This window comes from Copranaerobaculum intestinale (genome assembly GCF_009831105.1).
GTDB classification, from domain to species: Bacteria; Bacillota_I; Bacilli_A; order Erysipelotrichales; family Erysipelotrichaceae; genus Copranaerobaculum; species Copranaerobaculum intestinale.
In genome coordinates this window covers 690,177-713,497 of the sequence record NZ_WUUQ01000001.1, presented here as the reverse complement: position 1 = coordinate 713,497, position 23,321 = coordinate 690,177, and the positions used below count along the sequence as shown (strand labels likewise).

The following is a 23,321-nucleotide window of genomic DNA, read 5'->3' as shown; positions in this document are numbered from 1 at the left end:
GTATCAAAAAGCGATGCTATCATTGCTTTACAATAAGGCGGCACCTTTAATTAATATTGGCTGTTTATGTAAAGCCTAATAGAAAAGCAGTAGTTTGTTTTTATGAATAAAATGTAATTGCTTTTGATTTTTTCATATGCTTTAAAATCATATATTGACTTCATCTAATGATGTATTCATATTACTTTACCACATACACAAAATAAAGCTTCTTATCATGGATAGTGATAAAAAAACACACTTGATCAAACAAGTGTGCCTTACTATATAACTGGTGCCGACTATAGGACTTGAACCTACCACCTACGCGTTACGAGTGCGTTGCTCTACCGGATGAGCTAAGTCGGCATAAACTGCTTTCATATAATAGCATATGTTGTGAAACAATTCAATTTCTCACATATAAAATTTTAAATTTTTTTATGTTTTTTCCATGCTTTCTTCTTTACTAAAAGCGCTTCCAAGCATATACTGTAAGGTGCGGAAAGAAGTGATACCTATGTTATTAGCTGGTGCTCTCGCCAATGGGATAGCAGTATTCATCGGCAGTTTCATCGGCGTAATCATCAAAAAAGGTATTCCGGAACGCATCAACACAGCTATGATGCAGGGATTGGCGCTCGTCGTATTATACGTCGGTATCAACGGTTCCTTAAAAGGCTGTGACGTCGTCGTGATGGTAATATCCATTGTAGTCGGAGTACTAATTGGTGAATGGCTGAAATTTGATGAAAAAATTATGGAATTTGGAACCTTTATTCAGTCTCATATTCCCCATAAGGAAAGCAAGGATGATACTTCCGTAGCAAAGGCCTTTGTGAACAGTACGCTGTTTACCTGTGTCGGTGCGATGGCAATCATCGGTGCGCTGCAAAGCGGCATGACCAATGTACATGAGACGTTATATGCAAAAGCATTGATCGATGGGGTTGTCACCTTGGTCATGGCTACGACGCTTGGATGGGGTGTTGCATTAAGCGGTTTTTCCCTGATTATTTATGAGGGTACCTTAACGTTATGTGCTCATTTTGTTGCCCCATACCTATCCACGGTGATGATCAATCAGATGACCTGCATCGGATCCCTGCTTATTATTGCGTTGGCAACCAATATCAAGGTAGCAAATTTTATATTAGCGCCATTCCTTTCGATTTTCCTAACAATGCTTATGGGTTTATAAAACATCACAATGAAAAAAGAGTCAACAAGCTTGGTGCTTATCAACCCTTTTTGAGATACAAATATTTGTATCTCTTTTTTTATCCATGATTTTTCAAAATATCGGAAATTCTTGGAATGATTTGTTTCTTGCGGGAAACGATGCCATCCACAAAGTACAGTTTATCTTTGATCAAATCCTTGAATGCTTCCTCCACAACCCAGCTCTTCTGTCCGACAAAGACCAGATTGCTTCCTTTGCCCTCGGCATTGGTAAAGACCATCAGCAGAAGATCATATTTATTGGCATTGTTTATTTTCTCTACATAAGTAACAAATTCTTTTTTGATGATCTCGAGTTCCCGAATATCCAACAGATTGATCTGGCCGATTCCGATACGGTTTCCTTCAATCGAATATTCCTTAAAATCATTATACAGAATTTCGCCAAATGACTTCCAACGCAGTGTTGCCACTGCCTCAAACATCTCCTGAGCAAGATCATCCAAATTGATTTCTGCGATTTCAGCCAACTCTTTGGCAATGATTTTATCGACCCCCGTAGATGTCGGTGAATTAAAATTCATCGTATCCGAAATGATCGCACAGCACAGCAATCCGGCGATCGTCTTAGACGGTTCCAAATTATTTTCTTTATACAACAGGGCGATGATCGTACACGTACTGCCCAGAATTTGATTTCTAAAATTGATTGGATTCAATGTTTCAATATCACCGATGCGATGATGATCGACGATTTCCAGAACTTCTGCACTCTCCAGGTCATCAACGCTCTGCGACCGCTCATTATGATCCAGCAGAATAAATTTTTTCTTTTCATAATTGAATAAGTGGAAACGAGATACCGCTCCGATCACATGCTTATAGTCATCCAAAACCGGGTAGGAACGAAAACGGGTCTTGGACATCTTTGCCGATACATCATCGACAAACTCCCGTTCGTGGAAACACATTACGTCGCTTTGCATCACACATTCAATCGACGGTGTCTGATAGATTAAGCGTGCTACCTTAATTGCATCAAACGGTGTATGCAAAACCGCACAGTGCCGCTCTTTTGCCAATTTCTTGATATCCGCATCAACACTCTGTGAACATACCAGGATCATGCAGGAAGCACCCTGTTTAATCGCTTTGCTCTGAATTTCCTTGTTATCGCCGACCACGACAATACTGTCAGGAAGTACATTTTCAACGCTGCTCATATCCGGTGAAACCAAAATATGAACATACCCGCTTGATTTATATGCCTTAGTATCCACGATCACATTTGCTTCCAGCGTTTCCCGGATGTTCTCCAGCGGTGTATTAATCATATATTCACGGATATTTTTAAAGTCAGTCATTAAAACATTGGATAAGTTGGACATAGAAACAACGCCTAATAAGTGATGCTCTTCATCCACTACAAACAATGACTTGTTTTTGATCTGGATAATCATATCCCAAGCCTTCTTGATCGTCATCGCCTTATCAACGGTTACTGCCTCATCCTTGTCGATATCTTTCAGCTTGCACTTCGCATTATCTACCAGCAACGGTTCTGCGGCGTGAAATTTCTTTAAAACAAAATCAGTTTCCGTATTTAAATCTCCCAACCGGCAAGCGATAGCGGGAAATCCCAGCTGCTGCTTGAGTTCCGCATATGCAATCGAAGCACAGATAGAATCGGTATCAGGGTTCTTATGTCCTGTTACATAGATCTGATTTTCCATAGTACACTCCATTCTTTCCTTTAAATTCATGTTCATTATACCGTAAGCTTTCAAAAATTGCATCCTGCTTTCCTATAAATGAATGCGCTTACGGCTTTTCGCTTCGTTTATACAATCCTAGAAAAAGAAAATGTCTATTTCTCTTTCGGAGACTTAGACATTTGATAAAACACCGGCAAATATAATAAGAAAGACAGCGACATGAAGAAGATTGCAATGAATATCATACCGTCGCGGTATGTCGCTTTCATGAGCGGATCAGCAATCAACAGAACGCTTACAACATAGAAAACGGCTGTACTGAGCTTTCCAAACCACTTCGCTCCATCCAGCTTACGATGAGCGGTTTTCATTGCGTACAGATTTCCTATCAGCATGGAGCTCTCTTTGATCAGAAACAGTACGATCAATAATCGCATCAGCGGAAACTTTATAGCCAATACTGCAATGATCGCCAACTGCATCAGTTTATCGGCAACCGGATCGATCAGTTTTCCCAACTGGGTGATCATATTAAATTTACGGGCGATGAAGCCGTCCAGAAAGTCGGTAATTCCCCCGATCAGAATAATACCGGCAGCGAACAGATAGTCCTCACGGGTAACGGCATTTGAAAACACATAGAGGAACGCCGGAACTAACAGTATCCGAAAATAGCATAATAGATTCGGAATGGTAAACAAATCCTTTTTCACTTCATCCACCTCGCTTTTTTACATGTATGCATTTATATAAATTTTTTTGATACCAGTTTTATTTTATCATAATCAGATAAGATACCCAAGAAAATCATGTCTTTATTATACTACTAATAATCATGTTGAGGACTGAATTAAGATTTCTTTAGAAAAACTTAACGCAATAATTAAGAAAAACCTGCCACAATAATAACGTAAGGAGCGTAATAGAATGAAAAATAAAAAAGATGGGCTGATCATCGCCGGCTTGATCATCCTGACATTGATTCTGCTATATGCCATTGTCCCTGCCGGCCATCTATTCGGCTCTGAAACCGACTGGCTGAGCCAGCATATCACGATTTCTGATGATATCCGGCAGCAGTTCTATCAAACACATGATCTGTTCCCTGATTATATGCGGCAGATCGGCGGCGGACAGAATATCTATTTTCTGTCTTACTATGGTTTATTTCGTCCTGATGTGCTGATTTCCTTATGCTTGCCCTTTGTAGCGATGAAGGATATCATCATCAGCGGTATGATTATCTCCTGTCTGCTGAGTGTCGGCATCTGTTATATCTGGCTGCGGGGACATCACTGTTCAAGACTTGCCGCTGCTTCGTCATCCTTCTTACTGATCTCGAGCGGGCCGATTCTCTTTCATGCCCACCGACAGATCATGTTTGTGAATTATATGCCATGGCTGCTTTTGGGGCTGCTGGCAATCGATCGCATACACTATAAAAACAAAGGAAAGCAATTGCTGATCATATGTGTAATTTTGATGATTCTCAACAGTTACTTCTACAGTGTATCTGCTATTCTTGTACTATTTATCTACGATTTGATCCTGCGGTTTACTCAAGATCAAGCATTCGAATGGAGGTCTTGGCTTAGTTTTTGCTTGATGATCTTGATTGGAATACTAATCTGCGGTATCCTGCTGTTCCCCACCCTGGCAGCGATGCTGGAGAGTCAGCGCAGTGGAACTTATACCTCCCTCCTTCCATTACTTATTCCTGACAGTACGCTTAAAGGTCTATTTTATCAGGCATATGGTGCAGGGGTTACCGCCGCTGTATGGGTGATGCTGGTTCCCGGATGGCTGCATTCTAATCAGACGATGCGCTGGCTGAGCCGCCTATTAACGATCACTTTTCTCTTTCCGATCATCCCCTTTCTGATGAACGGAATGCTATATGCCAGAGCGAAAATCTTAATCGTTTTCCTTCCCCTGATCGTTCTCTACACCGCTCTTTATTTGAATTCGCTGAATCAAAGACCGTTGAAGCTCTGGCATGTTCCCTTTATTCTACTGCCGGCTATTGCATCACTGCTGGCAAAGGAAAAGACATATTATTTGGCTGCCGATATGATCATCTCCTTGCTTGTGCTATGGATGATGCAGCAAAGTCAGAAACAGCAGGGTATCCTTGTGATCAATCTCATCGCAGCATTCTCCTGTATCCAACTCAATCATACTGAGAACTTTGTAACCGAAAAAAAATATGAAACGATATATGATACCAGAAAGGCCAAGCTGATCGGTTCTTACCTGGACGATCACAGCCGCTTTGAGGATTTCACCAATAGTATGAATACCAGTAATTTGATTCAGCATGAAAATATGTTGAAACCGAGTTCCTACTCATCCTTGAAGAATGCCGATTACAATACATTCTTCTATGATGTATTAAAGAATCCGATCAGCATTCGTAACCGCACTGCTCATGTTTCCAGCAATAATGTCTTTATGCAAGGCATGATGGGCTGCCGGTATGTGTTCACGAAAAAAATTCTGCCCGCTGGGTACACGGAAATCGCCCGCATCAAAGCCGGTATCCTCGCAGAGAACCCTGATGTGATGCCGCTTGCCTATGCTACCAGCGAGCTGATGAGTCAAAGTCAGTTTCAACAAATTCCCTATCCGATGAATCTGGATACAATATACAACCAGGCTGTTGTTCCAATGAATGGTATCAAAAACAGCTATACTTCAAAAATAAAACCGGTCGAAGCATTGTTTCAGCTGACTTCCGGAAAGCATGTCACGATTACCCCGCGTGCTGACGGTTATCTGATTGACGCAAAGAAAGATACGAAAATAACTGTCCCGATGATTCCGCAGACAAATCAGCAAGTATTATTCATTCAATTTGATGTGGAAGCAGTAAAAGTTTCGCCGAGCCGAAATATCAGCATTACGATCAACGACATCAAAAATACGCTGTCCAGCGTAAAAGCGATGTACCCTAATGAAAATCACACCTTCCATTACACACTGTCATCCAGTGAGCCTTATCATAAAGCAGTCATACATTTCTCAAAAGGGACCTATCGCATCAGTCATATGCAATTTCACAGCATGGACCTTCAGGCGATCGAACAGCGAAGATCGCAGGTGGATGAAGTAAAGCTGTCCGCATTAGAAGGAAAAGAAGTACTGAAGGGTGATGTCAGCGTATCAAAAGACGGCTATTTGATTACCAGTCTTCCCTACCAAAAGGGATATAAAATTTTAGTAGACGGCAAATCGATAGCTCCGGTGAAAGTGAATACCGCATTTGTCGGTTTTCCGATTCAAACCGGCGATCATAATATCGTTATATCATTCCACGCCCCCGGTAAAACACTTGGTTGGGCAGCGACCGGAACCGGCATAGTATTATGGATGATCACATCTTATATAAGGAGGAAACAGCATGCGTAAACAGGAACAGCTTAAAGAAGCAATACGCTATATTTTTACCGGCGGATTGACCACCGTAGTAAACTTCATGATCTACTGGCTATGTACCCGCTTCTTTCATATATACTGGATGTCTGCCAACGTCCTGGCATGGTTGGGAGCGGTCATCTTTGCTTACTATATGAATCAGCGTTATGTCTTTCACAGTAATCCGGCTAATGCCTGGAAAGAGGCTGCCCAGTTCTTCTTCCTGCGGCTGCTCACGCTGTTAATAGAAACCGTATTATTATATATTACGATCCAGTGGCTGTTGATACCGGATATGATTTCCAAAGTCATCGTTAGTGTTATCACCGTTGCCGGGAATTATGTATTTTGTAAGTTTATGATTTTTTATCAGAAACAATAAGGAGGATATAACATGGATAAAATAAGTGTAGTTGTACCTTGTTACAACGAAGAGGAAGTATTGCCGTTATTCTATACAACAATAACGGAAACATTACATAAAATGCGCGATATCACATATGAGCTGATCTTTATCAACGACGGCAGTCAGGATGGAACCCTGCATTTGCTGAAGGGAATTGCGAAAGAGGACAGTCACTGTGTTTATTTGTCCTTCTCCCGCAATTTTGGAAAAGAAGCGGCGATGTATGCCGGGCTGCAGCAGTCTGACGGTACGTATACAGTCATCATGGATGCCGATCTTCAGCATCCGCCGGTGCTGCTGCCCCAGATGTATCATGCGGTCAGTAAAGAAGGCTATGATTGTGCAGCAGGCAAACGTATGGATCGTGAGGGCGAAGGCAAATTGCGCAGCTTCTTATCGCGCAGCTTCTATAGAGTCATCCAGAAGCTCAGCAAGCTTGATATGAGTGATGGTGCCGGGGACTTTCGTATGATGAATCGTACGATGGTAAACGCCATTCTGGATATGAAAGAATACAATCGCTATATGAAGGGCTTATACTCTTTTGTCGGATTTGATACGAAATGGATTCCCTTTCACAATATTCAGCGTCCGGCCGGAGCGACAAAATGGAACTTCCGCAGTCTGTTCTCCTATGCCTGTGAAGGAATCTTCTCTTTCTCTTCTACCCCGCTCACCATTGCTTCTACGCTGGGTGCGATGCTGTTTACCACATCCATGATCTTGGGCATGTATATCCTGATCCAAACCTTTGTATACAGCCGTCATTTAAGCGCTTGGCTGGGTATGATGTTTATTATATTGCTGCTGAGCGGTATTCAACTGTTCTTTGTTGGAATCATGGGACAATATCTGTCACGTGATTATATGGAAAACAAGAACCGTCCAATTTACATTGTAAAAGAAACTAACCGCAAATAGGGTGTCGGATTTGATGCTGTTATCAAGCCTTATTCTGTTCTGCTCTACTATCGTACAGATTCAGCTCATGCCATATAACAAAAAAACTCCAGTAAATTACTTACTGAAGTTTTTTTGTTTTGATGCCATTTTTTATAAGAAATCCAATTCTCATAAGGGAACATGTGGTACAGATGATCTTTTACTTTCATCTGTGACTGATACGGTTTAAATAAATCATTCTTTTGTTTCAACTGCTTCTTTGACAAATGCTTGCTGTCTTTGATTTTACCAATATTTTTTTTCTTGTAGTATTTACCAAAATACATAAGTCGATTTTCAAGCTTTTTATGAAGACATTCCTCTGTTACCATCTGGCTGGTCATTTTATGATGTATATGTCCGTATTCACCTTTAGGATTATGAGTAACGATCATAGCCCATTGCTTATAGTCCAGTACAGTTTTGATATCCTGTTTAACAGCATCCCGCGAGGTATTCCAGTTATCGCGCTTACCATTGGTTTTATCAGGATACTTCAGCATGATATACGGATTACCGGTTTTCTTCATCACCGCTTTGAATTCTTTCATCCGCTTTTTATTGTTGCCATTGGTAATGCAGATGATCAGATATTTATGGGTACGAATATGATTACCCGCCCAGATCGTCTCATCATCGGGATGGGCTACAAACATCACCCGATCGATTCCTGTCAGGGAAAGCTTATCAAGGTCCTTCTTATGTATCGAAGCAGCAACCTTTGTCTTGGCTTGTACGTTTGGCGCCTGTATGACGATTCCTGTGACAAGCAGTAAAGCAGTTAATGCATAAACAGCTAACTTTTTCATTTTTATCACCGTAATCATCCTAGCATAGATAAGGGTTAACATTTCAAAAAGAAATCTTAACAATTCTTAACTACGCTATTCTCTAGTATGTCACGATTTTGAAAAGGTATGATGGCGAGAAAAAAGATTACCTATTCGGTAATCTTGATTTTGAAATCATAACGACGGCTGGACTGCTTCACTTGGATTGTGTAAATACCCGGTTTTTTTGTATCCACTTTCGATAAGTCCATTTTTACTCGATCCGGGTCAGTAACACCCTTAAAGTAGTAGCCGGGATCAGTTTTCAATGTCCCACCCTGCTGATAAGTAAATACCGCTTTTCGCGGCGCTAAAGCTAAACCATTCGCACCAACATATATCATTCCTAATAATGATAAACAGATACAAGTAAGAACTGCATAAATCGTATATTTAAAACGTAATGTTTTCATATACAGCCTTTAATAAGTAATTTCTTTTAAATAACGGGAAAGAGCATCCTGCCAGGTAGGAAGACGATCAAACCCATGTTTATCCAGCTCTGTCTTATTCATGCGGCTATTGCTCGGACGTTTGGCTTTGGCTGGGAATTCATCACTGCTTACCGGGGTGACAGCCACATTCATACCAACCTGTTTAAAGATTTCACATGCAAAATCATACCAGCTGCATAAGCCTTCATTGGTCGCATGATACGTACCGTATTCCTTTGTCACAATCATATCTACAACCAGTTTCGCTAAATCATATGTGTAAGTTGGAGAACCAATTTGGTCATTCACCACTTTGACCGCACCGTTCTGCTTGCCAAGCTTCAGCATCGTCTTAATGAAATTATTTCCGTTTACACCAAATACCCATGCAATGCGAATAATGAAATGTTTTGGCAATGCTTCAACAGCCAATTCACCCTCATATTTCGTCTGCCCATATACATTCAACGGATTTCTTTCATCATACTCGTTCCATGGCTTTTCACCCATACCGTCAAAAACATAATCAGTAGAAAAATACATGATCGGAATATCAAGTTCTCTGCATACATCGGCAATATTCTGAGTACCTTCTACATTGACCTTTCGGCATACTTCTGCCATATCCTCTGCTTTATCTACCGCTGTCCAGGCAGCACAGTGAACCACCGCATCATAATTGCCGGAGCGAATCACATCATTTACCTGTTGGGAATTTGTGATATCCATTTCATTGATATCCACACCAACCGCTTGGATACCACGTTTTTCTGCTTCATTAACTACATCAAAGCCAAGTTGACCCTTATAGCCAGTTACTAAGATTTTCATATGCCTCACTCCATTTTCAAAATGAAACTCTATACTCTTCCTTTTTCTTTATACATTTTATCAAAATAATTCTGATAATCCCCACTTAATATATTCTGCCACCACTCTTTGTTATTCAGATACCATTCAATTGTCTGCTGAATACCAGTATCAAAATTGTATTTCGGCTTCCATCCAAGTTCCGTTTCCAATTTAGTTGGATCAATCGCATAGCGGCGATCATGTCCTTTCCGGTCTTCGACGAAATTGATTAAACTTTCTGGTTTATCTAATGCATGTAGAATTGTTTTTACTACTTCAAGATTTGTTCGTTCGTTATGTCCGCCGACATTATAGATTTCTCCTACTCGTCCATTGCGAATGATTAAGTCAATTGCCACACAATGATCATAAACATGGAGCCAATCTCTCACATTATCTCCTTTTCCGTAAACTGGAAGACTCTCATCCGCAAGTGCACGAGAAATCATCAAAGGTATTAATTTCTCAGGAAAATGATATGGCCCATAATTATTTGAACAGCGAGATATGGTTACCGGCATGCCATATGTACGATAATATGCTAAAACAAACAGGTCAGCGCTCGCTTTGGCACTTGAATATGGACTGGATGTATGAAGAGGAGTTGTTTCGGTAAAAAACAAATCCGGGCGATCCAGGGGCAGATCTCCGTAAACTTCATCAGTAGATACCTGGTGATAACGCTTAATACCATATTTATTACATGCGTCCAACAGCGTGGTTGTGCCCATTACGTTTGTTTTCACAAAAATTTCTGGATCTTCAATACTGCGATCAACGTGTGACTCCGCAGCAAAGTTCACAACAACATCAAATTTCTCAGTTTCAAACAAATTAAAAATGAAATCACGGTCGGCTATATCACCCTTAATAAATTTATAGTTTGGTTTATTCTCAACCGGTTTACAGGTTTCCAAATTACCTGCATACGTAAGTTTATCTAGGTTTACAATCATATCCTCAGGATACTTTTCTACCATATAATGGACAAAGTTCCCACCGATAAAGCCGGCACCACCAGTTACTAAAATTTTCATATTATTTATTATCTCCTTTATAAATAAAATTACAGTCTGCTTCCGTTAATACCAATCCGTTCTTGTCTTTATCGGATAATACAGGATCAATACCATTCAGCAGGGAACCCCAATCTACATTTACTGTTGGATCATCATATCGAATTCCGCGATCGTGTTCCTTAGAATAGAAATTATCTACTTTATAGCGAAATTCAACATTATCCGAAAGTGTTAAGAAACCATGAGCAAATCCTTGCGGAATAAAAAACTGCCGTTTATTTTCTTCACTCAATTCTACACTCACCCATTCACCATAGGTAGGACTTCCTTTACGTATATCCACTGCTACGTCAATTACTGAGCCTCTGGTACAGCTCACTAACTTCGACTGAGCCATCGGATCATTTTGCCAATGCAAGCCCCTTAGTGTCCCCTTCTGCGCCGAAAATGACATATTATCTTGTACAAATTCCACATCAATGCCAAGTTCCTTGTATTTTGCTTTATTGTATGTTTCCATAAAATATCCACGGTGATCACCATGTACGTCTGGATCAATAATCAAAACTCCAGGTATTTTTGTTTCTGTTACTTTCATCATTCACTGACTTCCTTATCTATATATTTACGATCCATAATCTTCTTTAAGTATGCGCCATATTGATTCTTTTTATAAACTTCGTAAACCGTTTCTAATTGTTTGCGATTGATCCAACCATTATCATATGCAATCTCTTCCAGACAAGCAATCTTACGATGTTGATGTTCTTCAATCGTTTTGACAAAATTAGTGGCATCCACTAAGGATTCATGAGTTCCTGTATCAAGCCAAGTAAATCCATCACCCAACAAAGTAACTGATAATTCACCCTTCTCTAAATATATGCGATTCAAATCGGTGATTTCCAATTCACCGCGAGGGCTTGGCTTCAGATTTTTCGCATATTCAACTACTTTATTATCATAAAAATACAGGCCGGTTACAGCATAATTTGATTTAGGATTTTTCGGTTTTTCTTCTAAAGAAATCGCTTGATCCTTTTCATCAAATTCTACAACACCAAAACGTTCAGGATCTTCCACATAGTATCCAAACACCGTAGCGCCTTTTTCTTTAGCAGCTGCAGCACGAAGACGCTTTGTCATGCCATGACCATGGAAAATATTATCACCAAGGATCATTGCGCAACTATCATTTCCGATAAATTCTTCGCCTAGGATAAATGCTTGCGCTAGTCCGTCTGGAGACGGCTGTACTTTATAGCTTAAAGAAACACCAAATTGACTTCCATCACCTAATAAATCTTGAAATCTCGGTGTATCATCCGGTGTAGAGATAATTAAGATATCTTTAATACCAGCATTCATTAAAACACTCATTGGATAATAAATCATCGGTTTGTCATAAATCGGCAGTAATTGTTTACTTGTTACTTTGGTAAGCGGATAGAGTCTTGTGCCACTCCCTCCAGCCAGTATAATTCCCTTCATATTGCATTACCTCCTAATACCTTATTATTATAAACTATGACGTAACGTTATAGTCAAGCTATTTCTTAGCTATAAACACTCCTGCAGATTTCGTTATTTTAAGATATCCCTTCTCATCCATTTTTTTTTGTAGAAAACGTCCAAATTTATTAACATCTTTACCAAGGATCTCATTTTGATTTCCATGGCAGCTCATAATATAATTAATTAGAGGCTTCACATCATACACTATCAACTCATCTGGATAGACATATACTTCAATATTTGAAAAATAAGGTTCCAATAAAGTTCTGCCCTGTTCTAAGCCAAACCGCTCAAACAGATCATTTTTAGATAATTGAATTCTAGGATCATATTCTTTTACTAATTCACGTATCTCCCTCATATGATTTTTGCCATAGGTACTGCAATACAAAGTACCTGCAGGGGATAAAACTCTTGCTATTTCTGCCAATCCTCGTTCCAGATCATCTACATAAAATAAGACGTGGTTAGCAATCACCGCATCAAAATATTCATTTTTAAAAGGTATACTCTCACAATCGATGGTCAGATAATTAAAATCATTCTTAAATTTTTTCTTTAATTCTTCTACCATTCCTTCAGATTTATCGGATAAAAATATTTCACGGTTTCTTGCATCTATCTGCATCTGTTCCCATAAGGCTCCATTCCCAGCGCCAATTTCGAGTAAACGATTCACCCCTTTAAAATCAATTTGCTGAAACAACCATTTAAACCAGCCAGTCTTATTCACAGAAAACAAATTATGCAGCTGAATGCGGATATTAAGATTAGCTGTGTTTTGATAATGCTCGACTAATACATTTTCTGCTTTGATCAGATTAATTAATTCGATGATTCGGTTCCATTCGAAATCTTTTTGGATTAAGGATGTTGAGATGTTTTTTAAAGCATGCCGAAAGGTATCCAGCTGCTGAATCTTCTTTGTGATAAGTTCGATCTGAAAATTTATAGAATCTTCCATATTCTTTTCTGAATCATCCAAAATCAGTGGAAATATTTCTGAAATAGAAAAACCCAGCTCACGCAAAGATAAAATTTTTTGAATGCGCAGCAAATCCATATCCGTATAAATCCGATAGCCGTTTTCAGCCACAGAAGATGGCTTTAAGAGCCCAATTTTATCATAATAACGCAATGTTCGAGGAGTAACTCCTGCTAATTTCGAAAATTTTCCAGTAGTATAAAATTGAACATTTTGTGACATATTTGCTCCTCCTTAGACTTCTATATTGTATACTCTCTTACAGTATATACTTTCTTTCAGAAAATAAAAAAAGGATTTACTGAAAATCCTTCATAAATCTCCGAAGTCCAACACTTCGGGTGCATGATTCACTCTTTTTTCAACTGGCGGCATACTCATATACTCTCCATAATGTCTTGTTAAAACATCATCATATCTATTGATAATGTTAGCCTGAATTGTTTCAAACTTAACTTTTTTAAGTGGAAAAAATTCATCTATTCTTAAATAACATTTTTCAAATGAAGATGCTTCAAAAGTAGCCAGAAGATCTGAATGCTCATCATGATTGTATTTTGTACAAATTTTCAAAGCTTTTTTATAAAGAAATCGCGGAGTTATACACAAAAATTTTAAAATATAATGTACAATAAAACATATTCCTTTAGCTGCCTTTCCCTTAATACCTGTCAATGGTATATAGGGAAAAGGGCTGCCGCAAAGGTAGAGTAATTTATATAAAATCCACATCCGTCTAAATAGCCTACGTTGTTTTTTTTCGTCAGAAGGAAGATAATCCAATGGGAATATATCGAGATCAATCATCATATCACATTTTAATTTCGTAGCAGTTGAGGGAACAAACTTCGTTCCCTTTCTCTGTAAATGGGTAACACTGCAGGCGTAATTGTTGTTGATAAGTGGTGTTAATACTTGGTAGTTTTCACCGATCTCGGCTTCATAAACCTCCAGAAATTTATCATAGTCTTCTCTTGGCATAGCTACATCAATATCATCATCCCAAGGGATAAATCCCTGATGCCGCACCGTACCAATCAAGCTGCCATAAAACATGGAGTATGATAAATGATATTTTTCGCAAACATTGATGAAATCCTGTAAAACAGAAATTTCTATTTCTTGTAAATGTTTTAAAGTATCAGGATCATATTGTTTATAATTGCTTATCATGTTTTTTCCTCCATATTCTATAAAATAGTATCATAAATAATGATAAAATAAGAATAAATTGTGTCAGCATTGTGATTAAAAAGGATAAAGCTGCGCCATTTACACCGAATTTCGCAACTAGTCCAGGAGCTATGCTTTTCATTGTCAACCAACTTCCCATATAACAAAGCAACAGAAAATAATGTTTTCTGAATATCGTAATGACATTATCTAAAAATGTTGAAAAGGCATTGATCCCGCCTGCAACTATAATGATTAGTAATGCGTCTCGATAAGGAAGCAGACCATCTCCAGTACCATATAAAATGGATAATACTGGAATTCCTATGAAATATGCTCCAATCATACATGCCAGCGTAGAAGCAATTATCACAAGCAGAATCATGCTAATTTTTTTCAATATTTCCTTAAGCTGACGGTGATAAAATAAACTTGATAATTGCGTTAAAATGGGGCGAAAGACAAATACAATCAAATTCATAACAAATGCGATCATAAAAATAATACTATAATAAGTTTGGGAGCCGGCAGTCATTGTACCGTTAGAAATATATGTATCAATCTGAAATTTCGGGGTATTAAAAATATCATTTATCAAAAAGACATTAAGAAAGAGCGGTGTACATATTAAAAATAATTCTTTCATTTCCTTATAAGGAGGCACTTTCTTTATTTCTTCAATCTCATATTTCTTCTTGAATGTCCGATATGTTCGAATATCATAAAGATAGACCATAATCCATTCTGTCATCATTAAGGTCAAACATGAAACTAACAAATTTTTAAAGAAAATCATGGACAGGACAAACGTAGTCATAGATGCCATGACTTTGAAAGCAATGGATTTACCAGACAAATCTAAACGATCTTTTTGCTGATAAAGTCCCTGATACACATCCGAAAATGCATCGCCGGCTCTAAATATACACAGTGATAAAATAATAAAATAAGTGTAAGAATCATAGTTTCGTAAAAAAATGTAAATTAAAGAAACTACTATCATCATGAAAAGAGTGAATAAGCGAAACCAAAAATAAACATTAAACGTATATTTTGATCGTATATCGGTCGCTTGATATAGACGAACCTGATAAGTTCCTACGGTTAACATTAATTGTGCTATGGCAAATCCAACACTAAATATATCACCATTTTTAACCCCCAGTATTCTATTAACAAATAAAAGAAGCATAACAGACAGTAAAGCATTTAAAAAACTCCCGGTGATATTCCAAAAATAGATTTCTTTATCTGTAGGATGGGATTTCATATATGCCTCCTTTCTGAACTAACTGATTATCGCTTATTTTTATAATCTACAATATCCAACACATGATCAGCAGTTAAATTCCAAGTAAAATTGGATATCACTTTTTGATAAGTCAATTCAACACCACGATTTCTTCTGGGAATGCTGGTTACGGCTTCAAGCAGGGCAGGATAAACATCCTCAACACGATTATTATCTATGATGGTTCCATAGTTATCATTTTCAATTAGCTCTGGAGCGCCGCCTCTTCTCGTTGTCACAATATAATTTCTGCATACGGCTGCTTCTAGTAAGGATGTTGAAAAGCCTTCTGAATCTGACGGCAAGCAAAAGATATCCGTAAATTTTAGTAAACATATTATATTTTCAAAGGATAATCTTCCCAACGGGATAATGAAATCACTTTTTTCTTGTTGGCAATAATCAAATAAATCACCATCACCAGCAATAAAAAGATAAACTTTATAACCTTCCTGATGAAGCTGTTTAACTGATTCAATCAACTGAATTATCCCTTTTTCTTTCAATACTCTGCCTGTATAAGATATTGTAACCGCATCCTCTGGTATATGAAATCTTGAAGCGAAATCAGGCTTACAGGAATCATAAATTTCTAATATGCGATTAGCGTCAATAGCATTGTAAAGTACACCCTTTGCTTCTATATGAAAATGCTTTAGCCACTGATTACTGGCTTTTGACACGCCATAAAAATCAGTATTATACATTTGGACAATTTTTGTAATAATATGCTCAAATCCATTTCCCATAAGATCAAGTAAAGGATTATGTACAGTTAAATGACTTGTTCCATGATCAATTACAATGGATGGTATATTCTTTTTTTTAGCAAATCGAACCCCATAAACGGAATGGAAATAAAACCTCGTATTTACCATAACAAAGTCAAATGAATCCTTCATTAATAAAGAATGTAATCTTTTAAATTCAGAATTTCTCTTTAAAACCGGAAATCTTCCTTTCAAAATTTTCAAGCACGGCATTCTATAAATTGTTATGCCTTCCATAACCTCACAGCTCTCCAGATCTTGAACGTTTGAGGTAACTATCGTTACTTTATGTCCACGATTCATGAGTTCTTTTGATAAATTATATGTATAGTTCTCAACCCCGCCTAAATGCGGCAGATACTGTGCTGCAAATATTAATATACTGTACATTTTATTTATCTCCGGATTTTTGTTCAACTTGACTTTTCAAGGTAGAAATTTCTTGAATCAAAAGAATTATTTTTGTGTTTTGTCCAGAAACGATGATACTAAGTGATATTGTAATAAAAAACAATGTAATAAATAAAATACCAACCAATATGTTCGAGATTGTCGTAAATCCGATCAAGTCAGCAACAAACCATAAGAATTGGGGAATGATGGCTACAGTGAAGATCGCACACGTCGGAAGCAGCCAAACAAGTGCATACTTTAAAGGTATTCTGCCTTTTCTAAGAAACGCAAAAATAATAATAAATAAAACCAGGGATGTCACTATCATCGTTATGTTTAGTTTATCCAGCATGATCATACCTCCTAATCTTAATTATAAGTATATTAAGCAAAACATTAACCATATAATATGCATTCTTCCAAGTATGAATCGAAGATTTACCACCTTCTCTTTCATACATTTCTACGGGTACTTCCCTTACTTTATATCCTTTTCGCAGCAACTCTGTCGTAGTAATCGGCTCCGGATATTCTACCGGATACGCACTTGCAAATTCTTTAATCACTTTTTTATTTGCTGCACGATATCCCGATGTAACATCATAGACCTTCTCCCCACTGACAAAGCGAACGAGGGTTGAAATCATTTTTATCCCAATTCTTCTAGCCTTACTAGATTTGAATTCACTATTGGATCCTTTCACAAATCGAGATCCGATTGAAAAATCGTAACCCTGAAAAAGTGGAGATATAAGATTTTCTAAGCAGTAAATATTATGCTGCCCATCACCATCAAATTGAACCGCAATATCATAATCATTCTCATATGCATATTTATAACCAGTTTGAACTGCTCCACCAATTCCTAAATTATGAATCAGTTTTATATGTGGTATCTCTCCATCAGTTAATATTTTTTCTGTATGATCAGTTGATCCATCATTAATTACGAGCACATCGAGACACATTTCAAAACCCTTTGAAAATTCTTTGATCTTTAAATATGTATTGAGGATATTTTCCTGTTCATTATAGGCAGGAATAATTAGTAATATTTTATTCATTTGAGGAACCTCCCTCTAGACAAATCCTAAAAATATGCAATACGCTACTAAGCAGTGGAAAATTAATATGAAGCTTGTATATTTATATTCGTATTGATGTAAATTGTATACTGACTTTCCTTTTAATAAAAGCAGAAGCAAGATAACAATTGGAATGAAATATCTTCCCTGAACACCTAAAATTATATCTCCGCCAACACCGGTCCAAGTAATATACAAAGCAAAAAATATTCCAATAACCATGATTGCTGATAAAACTAAGATCCATGCTTTTTCAAATTTCTTTAGATAATACTTTGTTTTGCCAATATAAATTGATAAGAACATCGCAATAAAATAAACAAATATGAGTGCCCAATACACATCAACATTTAACCATGAAAGAGGTCTTCCGATAAAAGAGTAGAAGTAGAATTCTCCAGACTTTAAAAGTGTGTTTAACATGACCTTTATAAAATAAATCGGATTATGTAGGACCAAATTCACTTGTGCAGGCGTATTTACTCCAGTTTCTAGGATATATCCAGCAGAAGACGAAACACCTGAGGAAGGAGCTGTAAGCAAGCGTGAATAAATAAAATATAAAATTGGTCCTAAGCATAAGAAACCCAAAACATAGAGCCATTGTTTCTTTGTAAGCTTTTTTAAGGAAGGCAATATCAATAATAAGCCAAAGACTGGCAGATAATTATATTTTCCCAATAAGATTACAACAAAGAGAGAACCCAAAATAACAATATCCTTTGTAGCTATCCGATCATTTTTAAATTTCATTTCCAATATGTAGGCAATGACAAATATGGTGACTGCATTGATCATACAGTCAATCGACATAGAAACAGCCTCTTGAATCATCATAGGACTTAACAAATAAACAAAAAATAGAAGTTTTGCATAGGGAACCTTTTTTATGGATAAGGAACCCAATCCGATAAATAAGAGTGCGTTAAAGAACCGTCCCATCAAAAAGGCGCCAGTTATTGATAAGTTTAAAACTCTGCCTATAAATATGCCCGCAGCTGGTATCATATAGTATACAGAATTATAGCTCGTTAATAATGTACTTTTTACAACTTCATCATAATTGGTGTTGGAAAATAAATTTTGATAAAATATTCCGTAGTCATAATGTGTTAAATTACTGTACGCTTCTGGTACATAAAAATGGTTTTCATTTGTAAAGCAAAAGGTAGAAGTCAAATAAGCTTTTCCGAAATGTGTAACCTCATCCGGTACTGCATTTGGTATGATCAGGAACATATAAAGCATGCAGATCGGCAGTGCTATGATAACAAAAATTTTGGATAAGTCCTTTTTTGCCATAAGTATCAAATTAACCATATAGGATATGAATAATGGTGTAACAATGATCAAGCCTATATAAATAGGGATTTTTATCATTTGATAATAAAAATAATAGTTAATAGATGACATCAACAACAAAATAACAGTTAAAAATAACATAACTTCAAGGATATATGAAAGTTTGAGCTTTTTTAATTTTTGAAATATTATATTTGTAATTTCACTTGTTGATACATTAAAGTTGAAAAGAATAAAGGTGCTTAAAACAATCAGTAATATAATAAGTAGTCCAGTAAGAATTGTTTGATGATAAATCTTATTTTGTCCAGAATATGAAAATAATATATTTGCTTGATCGTTGTCGTCATAAGAAACCAGAAATTTGATTGGCTGCTCTGAATCATTTCGCACTTCCATCTGGAACTTCTTCCGAATATCTTGGCTGCCGTAATCGATATGATTTAATTCAATATTTCCTTTTGTAATACCTAAATCGATATCTTCTTCGTACAACTTATTATGATCTTTCAAAACTGTGATATGTACATTCTGGCCTGCACGGCTGTCTGCTAATTCTAATTTCAAAGAATCCAGACGATTCATTTTAATATCAAATGGAATGTCTAAAGTTTTACCTCTCGATAAAGTCTCCTCATGTATTTCATTTTTATTAACACTGTATCCCGGTTGATCTATTTGTACGATCTCTGAACGATTCATAAAAAATAACAATCCGAGGATAACTGTAAAAGATATAAATACCAAACATGTATTTATCCCCTTCTTATAATTTAAAAATTTACTTTTATAAGCTGCCATCGTTTCCTCCCGGGTATTTCATTTTCATTTCCCTTATACTATACCAGCATTGAGATTATTATAAAACAAAAGTAAACCATCCCTTTAATGCCTACTTCTCACAGTCTTCCTTTTTTATTTCTTCTATATACTGTTTTAGACCTATTTCGATCGGACGTACAAATGATTTACATACAGACAAAATGCGTTCATTATTCAAAACAACTTTTTTAATATCTACACTTCTAGCATCCTTAAAAATAACGGATGGCTTCAAGCCATATTCTTCCAATAAAGATATCAGATAATTCTGTGACACTCCGACACCTGAACTGATATTAAAAACCTCTTCACAGCCTTCATATTTACTTAAGCAATATATCATATCACATACATCCTCAATATGAATATAATCCCTTATTGTTGTTCCATCTCCCCATATTTCAATCACTTCATCATGAAGACTTTTTTTAATCGCAGCATCGATAAACCCTACACCCTTGTGATAATCCTGACCTGGACCATACGGATTCGCAACTCTTGCAATTAATATGTTTCCATTAGACTGACGATTCATTGTTCTCATAACATTTTCGATACACAATTTCAAGCACCCATAATGATTAATTGGAACCGGATTTTGTTGTTCAGTAATCGGCTGATTTTCCTGTATTCCATAAACCGTTCCGCCGGAAGAAAGAAAAATCAAACGAAACTTATTTTTTATCGACAATTCTGCTAATTTCACGCTTTGAATAAAATCTTTTTCATATCCTCGCATATAATACTCTCCAGAGTTACCCGGATTGATCGTACTGACCGCATGAATAACCACATCCATTTTTTCAACAATGGTTTTCAACGTTTCATCATCAAAAAAGTCTCCGCATAAGTAAACAACCTGGTCCGATTCCCTTTGAGGATATCGAAGATCAAAAGAGTAAACATGCTCTTGTTTATTTACAAAATATTGTGAAAGATTTCGTCCAATAAACCCATTTCCTCCAATTATCAAGATATTTCTATCTGTCATGATTTTTTATCTCCCTCAGAATATAGTTTTTGACTTTTTTACCCTCTTCCTCCCAGCTTGTTTTCTGTGCAAATTTATATCCTTTCTCTCGAATGATAGCTAGTTCCTCTTTATGCTGAAAATAATAGGCCATTTTATCCGCAATTAACAACGGATCAAAATCAACTAGAATCGAATTTTCTTCATTAACTAGCCAAGTACTGTTTTCACCAACCGAACAAACTGCTACAGAATTTGAAGCCATTACTTCAAGCGGAAGCAAAGAGAGGTTTGTATTTGATAAAATTAAACACATATCACATTGTGAGTAGAGATCCGACAATTTATTTATCGGCATAATTTCAAGTGAGCGATAGGGGAAGGAAAACTCATATTCATCAACACTTCCTCCGGCAAATACAACTTCAAAATTAGGTATTTTTTTTGATAATAATTCTAAAGCCAAAATACCAATTTCAAAATCTCGCCGAGATGTGTTCTGACGGGCATAAAAGAAAACACGATTTACTGAATCCTTTTTTTCTTTTGAAATATACAGGGTTTTATCAAAAGAAAAAGCAAAACTTTCTGCCTGCATATTAAAATCGTTAATGCAAATATCTTTAAGCCAGTCGCCAGCTGTTATTCCCTTGAAACCGAACTTATACGTATTTTTTGCAAATTCGTAAAATGATCCAACTGGGAAAAAATAAGGCTCATAGTCCTGTATGAAATAGAATTTTTCCAGTGTATTCTCAAATCTTTTAACAAAATAAGCTGTATGCCAAGCAGTCGCTATGGTGGCATGAGCAAATGATATAAATGATGTACTGTAGAAGAATTCAATTCTTGTATCAATAACATCTGAATAATGCAGATGTACAAACTCGGTTAGCTCTTTATTATCATAAAAACGAGAGGCATCCAAATACACGCGGCTATGCACATGCTCATCTTCAATCATACTGATAAAACGAAAAATGTTTATATGACCTCCGCCACCAACTCCTACATCAGGAATAATCCAGTTTAAGAGAATATTTCCCGTTTTCATACTTGCGTCATATTCAGCCTGATTAAAGGGGATTGTTTCTGTATTCACAATGAATTCCAAATCTTTTAATAAATTGATTTTAGCAGGAACAGGTTTATTTAAAAGTCGATTGAATACAGCCTTGACTCCTCCGGTCTTGAACATGTGGATACCATTTTTAAGCTTCTGCAATATATTACTCATATTTGATTGCTCCTTTAACTATTTCTCTGTTTAAATTGCTGAGAGAATTTCCTATCCAATTTTATCTGTTTATCCTCATCCAATAAATGATATTTGCCGCCTAAATATCCTGCCTTAAATTTAAAATAGTTTCTAATAAACATATAAATAATATTTTTTATTTTTTCGCTAATACTGAGTTCTGAATGACGTACATAATTTAATTCATACCAGCAAATCTTAAGATACTCTTTCAAAAGCTCAGGGACAGATCGGGCAATCCTATACTGCTGTATATTGTATAAACCTTTGTATTCATCATAGCAACGGGTAAAATACTCTTTCAATGGATAATTATGCGAATGGATAACTGGAGCATCGTAACAAAATACCTTCTTATAACCTTTTTCCATCATTTTTCTCATCCAGATTTGATCCTCTGCAAAATTTACATCATCATAAGGATAAATCTCAAAAATTGATTTTCTAACACAAGAGTTATTATCCGAGAAAAATGATATGTAACCTCGATATGCATCATTTTTCAGAAAGGCAGACTGATCATCCAGCGATATTATATTTGTCTGATCACCAAATTGACGGAAACACTCAGTTATATTTCGAATTTCGAATACATTACAATTCTCAAAATCAGGATAATGTGCTCCAAATCCTCCAACGATATCTTTATCCAGATACATTGGACGGACAAGATTTTCAAGCCAGTTTTCATGGGCAGGGATCGCATCTTGCGTAATGAATACAATGAATTGACCTGATCCTTTTGAAGCTCCAAAGTTTCTGGTTTTACCGTGTCCAAATTCCGCAGCAGGAATTTCATATAAGGTATATCCATACTCTTTTATAACAGCGATACTATCATCCTTTGATCCAGAATCAACACAAATAACCTCATAAGTTAATGAGGTTTTTTGATTTTTAATCATCGCTAAACACTTTTTGAATTTTTCTCCGCCATTTTTCACCGGAATTACAATGCTTATATCCATTTCATCACTCCCAAAT

The 23,321-nt window shown here is 36.7% G+C and carries 22 protein-coding genes and 1 tRNA gene; 4 read left to right on the top strand and 19 right to left on the bottom strand.

The features are described 5' to 3' along the window. Window positions 1–272: 272 nt before the first annotated feature. Window positions 273–348, bottom strand: a tRNA-Thr gene (locus GSF08_RS03540). Between the two features lie 151 nt (window positions 349–499). Here GSF08_RS03540 and GSF08_RS03535 point away from each other — a divergent pair. Next, on the top strand, window positions 500–1,180 hold the full coding sequence (locus tag GSF08_RS03535; protein WP_160624436.1) for a DUF554 domain-containing protein: 681 nt from the start codon (window positions 500–502) through the stop codon (window positions 1,178–1,180). 79 nt (window positions 1,181–1,259) lie between these two features. On the opposite strand, the gene GSF08_RS03530 is transcribed toward GSF08_RS03535, so the two are convergent. After that, window positions 1,260–2,894, bottom strand: a complete 1,635-nt coding sequence (locus GSF08_RS03530; protein WP_160624435.1) for a putative manganese-dependent inorganic diphosphatase — start codon at window positions 2,892–2,894, stop codon at window positions 1,260–1,262. Between the two features lie 134 nt (window positions 2,895–3,028). Continuing rightward, window positions 3,029–3,589: a CDP-alcohol phosphatidyltransferase family protein gene (locus tag GSF08_RS03525; protein ID WP_347337978.1), complete on the bottom strand. Its 561-nt coding sequence runs from the start codon at window positions 3,587–3,589 to the stop codon at window positions 3,029–3,031. A gap of 214 nt (window positions 3,590–3,803) precedes the next feature. On the opposite strand from GSF08_RS03525, the gene GSF08_RS03520 reads away from it, so the two are divergent. Genes GSF08_RS03520 through GSF08_RS03510 form a run of 3 tightly spaced genes read left to right on the top strand, consistent with a single transcriptional unit; the run spans window position 3,804 to window position 7,617 of the window. Next, the gene (locus GSF08_RS03520) at window positions 3,804–6,284 is read left to right on the top strand and encodes a YfhO family protein (RefSeq protein ID WP_160624433.1); all 2,481 of its coding nucleotides are present in this window, start codon (window positions 3,804–3,806) and stop codon (window positions 6,282–6,284) included. Continuing rightward, window positions 6,277–6,672, top strand: a complete 396-nt coding sequence (locus GSF08_RS03515; RefSeq protein ID WP_160624432.1) for a GtrA family protein — start codon at window positions 6,277–6,279, stop codon at window positions 6,670–6,672. The genes GSF08_RS03520 and GSF08_RS03515 overlap by 8 nt, the downstream gene beginning before the upstream one ends. Before the next feature lie 12 nt (window positions 6,673–6,684). Beyond that, window positions 6,685–7,617, top strand: coding sequence for a glycosyltransferase family 2 protein (locus GSF08_RS03510; protein ID WP_160624431.1), 933 nt, complete (start codon window positions 6,685–6,687; stop codon window positions 7,615–7,617). A 65-nt stretch (window positions 7,618–7,682) separates the two neighbouring features. Here GSF08_RS03510 and GSF08_RS03505 read toward each other — a convergent pair whose 3' ends face one another. The 16 genes from GSF08_RS03505 to GSF08_RS03430 all read right to left on the bottom strand — a co-directional run bounded on the left by GSF08_RS03505 (window position 7,683) and on the right by GSF08_RS03430 (window position 23,305). Further along, complete coding sequence (locus GSF08_RS03505; protein WP_160624704.1) at window positions 7,683–8,447, bottom strand: PIG-L family deacetylase; 765 nt, start codon at window positions 8,445–8,447, stop codon at window positions 7,683–7,685. A 131-nt stretch (window positions 8,448–8,578) separates the two neighbouring features. Next, window positions 8,579–8,881 carry a hypothetical protein gene (locus GSF08_RS03500; RefSeq protein ID WP_160624430.1) on the bottom strand — a complete coding sequence of 101 codons (303 nt, stop codon included), beginning with the start codon at window positions 8,879–8,881 and terminating at the stop codon, window positions 8,579–8,581. A 9-nt stretch (window positions 8,882–8,890) separates the two neighbouring features. After that, window positions 8,891–9,733, bottom strand: a complete 843-nt coding sequence (gene rfbD, locus GSF08_RS03495; protein WP_160624429.1) for a dTDP-4-dehydrorhamnose reductase — start codon at window positions 9,731–9,733, stop codon at window positions 8,891–8,893. Between the two features lie 29 nt (window positions 9,734–9,762). Further along, window positions 9,763–10,791: a dTDP-glucose 4,6-dehydratase gene (gene rfbB / locus GSF08_RS03490; protein WP_160624428.1), complete on the bottom strand. Its 1,029-nt coding sequence runs from the start codon at window positions 10,789–10,791 to the stop codon at window positions 9,763–9,765. A 1-nt stretch (window position 10,792) separates the two neighbouring features. Beyond that, complete coding sequence (gene rfbC, locus GSF08_RS03485; RefSeq protein WP_160624703.1) at window positions 10,793–11,371, bottom strand: dTDP-4-dehydrorhamnose 3,5-epimerase; 579 nt, start codon at window positions 11,369–11,371, stop codon at window positions 10,793–10,795. Next, on the bottom strand, window positions 11,371–12,264 hold the full coding sequence (gene rfbA / locus GSF08_RS03480) for a glucose-1-phosphate thymidylyltransferase RfbA (RefSeq protein WP_160624427.1): 894 nt from the start codon (window positions 12,262–12,264) through the stop codon (window positions 11,371–11,373). The genes rfbC and rfbA overlap by 1 nt, the downstream gene beginning before the upstream one ends. Before the next feature lie 58 nt (window positions 12,265–12,322). Next, window positions 12,323–13,495 carry a MerR family transcriptional regulator gene (locus GSF08_RS03475; protein ID WP_160624426.1) on the bottom strand — a complete coding sequence of 391 codons (1,173 nt, stop codon included), beginning with the start codon at window positions 13,493–13,495 and terminating at the stop codon, window positions 12,323–12,325. Between the two features lie 90 nt (window positions 13,496–13,585). Next, window positions 13,586–14,446: a LicD family protein gene (locus tag GSF08_RS03470; RefSeq protein ID WP_160624425.1), complete on the bottom strand. Its 861-nt coding sequence runs from the start codon at window positions 14,444–14,446 to the stop codon at window positions 13,586–13,588. Then, complete coding sequence (locus tag GSF08_RS03465) at window positions 14,430–15,716, bottom strand: lipopolysaccharide biosynthesis protein (protein ID WP_160624424.1); 1,287 nt, start codon at window positions 15,714–15,716, stop codon at window positions 14,430–14,432. Before GSF08_RS03465 ends, GSF08_RS03470 begins: the two co-directional genes overlap by 17 nt. Before the next feature lie 26 nt (window positions 15,717–15,742). Then, the gene (locus GSF08_RS03460) at window positions 15,743–16,897 is read right to left on the bottom strand and encodes a glycosyltransferase family 4 protein (RefSeq protein ID WP_160624423.1); all 1,155 of its coding nucleotides are present in this window, start codon (window positions 16,895–16,897) and stop codon (window positions 15,743–15,745) included. A 1-nt stretch (window position 16,898) separates the two neighbouring features. After that, window positions 16,899–17,252: a DUF2304 domain-containing protein gene (locus tag GSF08_RS03455; RefSeq protein WP_160624422.1), complete on the bottom strand. Its 354-nt coding sequence runs from the start codon at window positions 17,250–17,252 to the stop codon at window positions 16,899–16,901. Then, window positions 17,242–17,964: a glycosyltransferase family 2 protein gene (locus tag GSF08_RS03450; RefSeq protein WP_160624421.1), complete on the bottom strand. Its 723-nt coding sequence runs from the start codon at window positions 17,962–17,964 to the stop codon at window positions 17,242–17,244. The genes GSF08_RS03455 and GSF08_RS03450 overlap by 11 nt, the downstream gene beginning before the upstream one ends. Window positions 17,965–17,979: 15 nt before the next feature. Next, entirely contained in the window at window positions 17,980–20,088 is a 2,109-nt protein-coding gene (locus GSF08_RS03445) for a DUF2142 domain-containing protein (protein ID WP_160624420.1), read from the bottom strand. Between the two features lie 91 nt (window positions 20,089–20,179). Further along, window positions 20,180–21,100: an NAD-dependent epimerase/dehydratase family protein gene (locus tag GSF08_RS03440; protein WP_160624419.1), complete on the bottom strand. Its 921-nt coding sequence runs from the start codon at window positions 21,098–21,100 to the stop codon at window positions 20,180–20,182. Next, window positions 21,090–22,316, bottom strand: coding sequence for a rhamnosyltransferase WsaF family glycosyltransferase (locus GSF08_RS03435; protein WP_249805840.1), 1,227 nt, complete (start codon window positions 22,314–22,316; stop codon window positions 21,090–21,092). The genes GSF08_RS03440 and GSF08_RS03435 overlap by 11 nt, the downstream gene beginning before the upstream one ends. Window positions 22,317–22,330: 14 nt before the next feature. After that, a complete protein-coding gene (locus GSF08_RS03430) occupies window positions 22,331–23,305 on the bottom strand; it encodes a glycosyltransferase family 2 protein (RefSeq protein WP_160624418.1) in 975 nt (324 codons plus the stop codon). Window positions 23,306–23,321: the final 16 nt, after the last annotated feature.

Coding starts and splice junctions, on each gene's coding strand:
- GSF08_RS03535 (WP_160624436.1), top strand. CDS start 500: ATGTTATTAGCTGGTGCTCTCGCCAATGGGATAGCAGTATTCATCGGC.
- GSF08_RS03530 (WP_160624435.1), bottom strand. CDS start 2,894: ATGGAAAATCAGATCTATGTAACAGGACATAAGAACCCTGATACCGAT.
- GSF08_RS03520 (WP_160624433.1), top strand. CDS start 3,804: ATGAAAAATAAAAAAGATGGGCTGATCATCGCCGGCTTGATCATCCTG.
- GSF08_RS03515 (WP_160624432.1), top strand. CDS start 6,277: ATGCGTAAACAGGAACAGCTTAAAGAAGCAATACGCTATATTTTTACC.
- GSF08_RS03510 (WP_160624431.1), top strand. CDS start 6,685: ATGGATAAAATAAGTGTAGTTGTACCTTGTTACAACGAAGAGGAAGTA.
- GSF08_RS03505 (WP_160624704.1), bottom strand. CDS start 8,447: ATGAAAAAGTTAGCTGTTTATGCATTAACTGCTTTACTGCTTGTCACA.
- GSF08_RS03500 (WP_160624430.1), bottom strand. CDS start 8,881: ATGAAAACATTACGTTTTAAATATACGATTTATGCAGTTCTTACTTGT.
- rfbD (WP_160624429.1), bottom strand. CDS start 9,733: ATGAAAATCTTAGTAACTGGCTATAAGGGTCAACTTGGCTTTGATGTA.
- rfbB (WP_160624428.1), bottom strand. CDS start 10,791: ATGAAAATTTTAGTAACTGGTGGTGCCGGCTTTATCGGTGGGAACTTT.
- rfbC (WP_160624703.1), bottom strand. CDS start 11,371: ATGAAAGTAACAGAAACAAAAATACCTGGAGTTTTGATTATTGATCCA.
- rfbA (WP_160624427.1), bottom strand. CDS start 12,264: ATGAAGGGAATTATACTGGCTGGAGGGAGTGGCACAAGACTCTATCCG.
- GSF08_RS03475 (WP_160624426.1), bottom strand. CDS start 13,495: ATGTCACAAAATGTTCAATTTTATACTACTGGAAAATTTTCGAAATTA.
- GSF08_RS03470 (WP_160624425.1), bottom strand. CDS start 14,446: ATGATAAGCAATTATAAACAATATGATCCTGATACTTTAAAACATTTA.
- GSF08_RS03465 (WP_160624424.1), bottom strand. CDS start 15,716: ATGAAATCCCATCCTACAGATAAAGAAATCTATTTTTGGAATATCACC.
- GSF08_RS03460 (WP_160624423.1), bottom strand. CDS start 16,897: ATGTACAGTATATTAATATTTGCAGCACAGTATCTGCCGCATTTAGGC.
- GSF08_RS03455 (WP_160624422.1), bottom strand. CDS start 17,252: ATGCTGGATAAACTAAACATAACGATGATAGTGACATCCCTGGTTTTA.
- GSF08_RS03450 (WP_160624421.1), bottom strand. CDS start 17,964: ATGAATAAAATATTACTAATTATTCCTGCCTATAATGAACAGGAAAAT.
- GSF08_RS03445 (WP_160624420.1), bottom strand. CDS start 20,088: ATGGCAGCTTATAAAAGTAAATTTTTAAATTATAAGAAGGGGATAAAT.
- GSF08_RS03440 (WP_160624419.1), bottom strand. CDS start 21,100: ATGACAGATAGAAATATCTTGATAATTGGAGGAAATGGGTTTATTGGA.
- GSF08_RS03435 (WP_249805840.1), bottom strand. CDS start 22,316: ATGAGTAATATATTGCAGAAGCTTAAAAATGGTATCCACATGTTCAAG.
- GSF08_RS03430 (WP_160624418.1), bottom strand. CDS start 23,305: ATGGATATAAGCATTGTAATTCCGGTGAAAAATGGCGGAGAAAAATTC.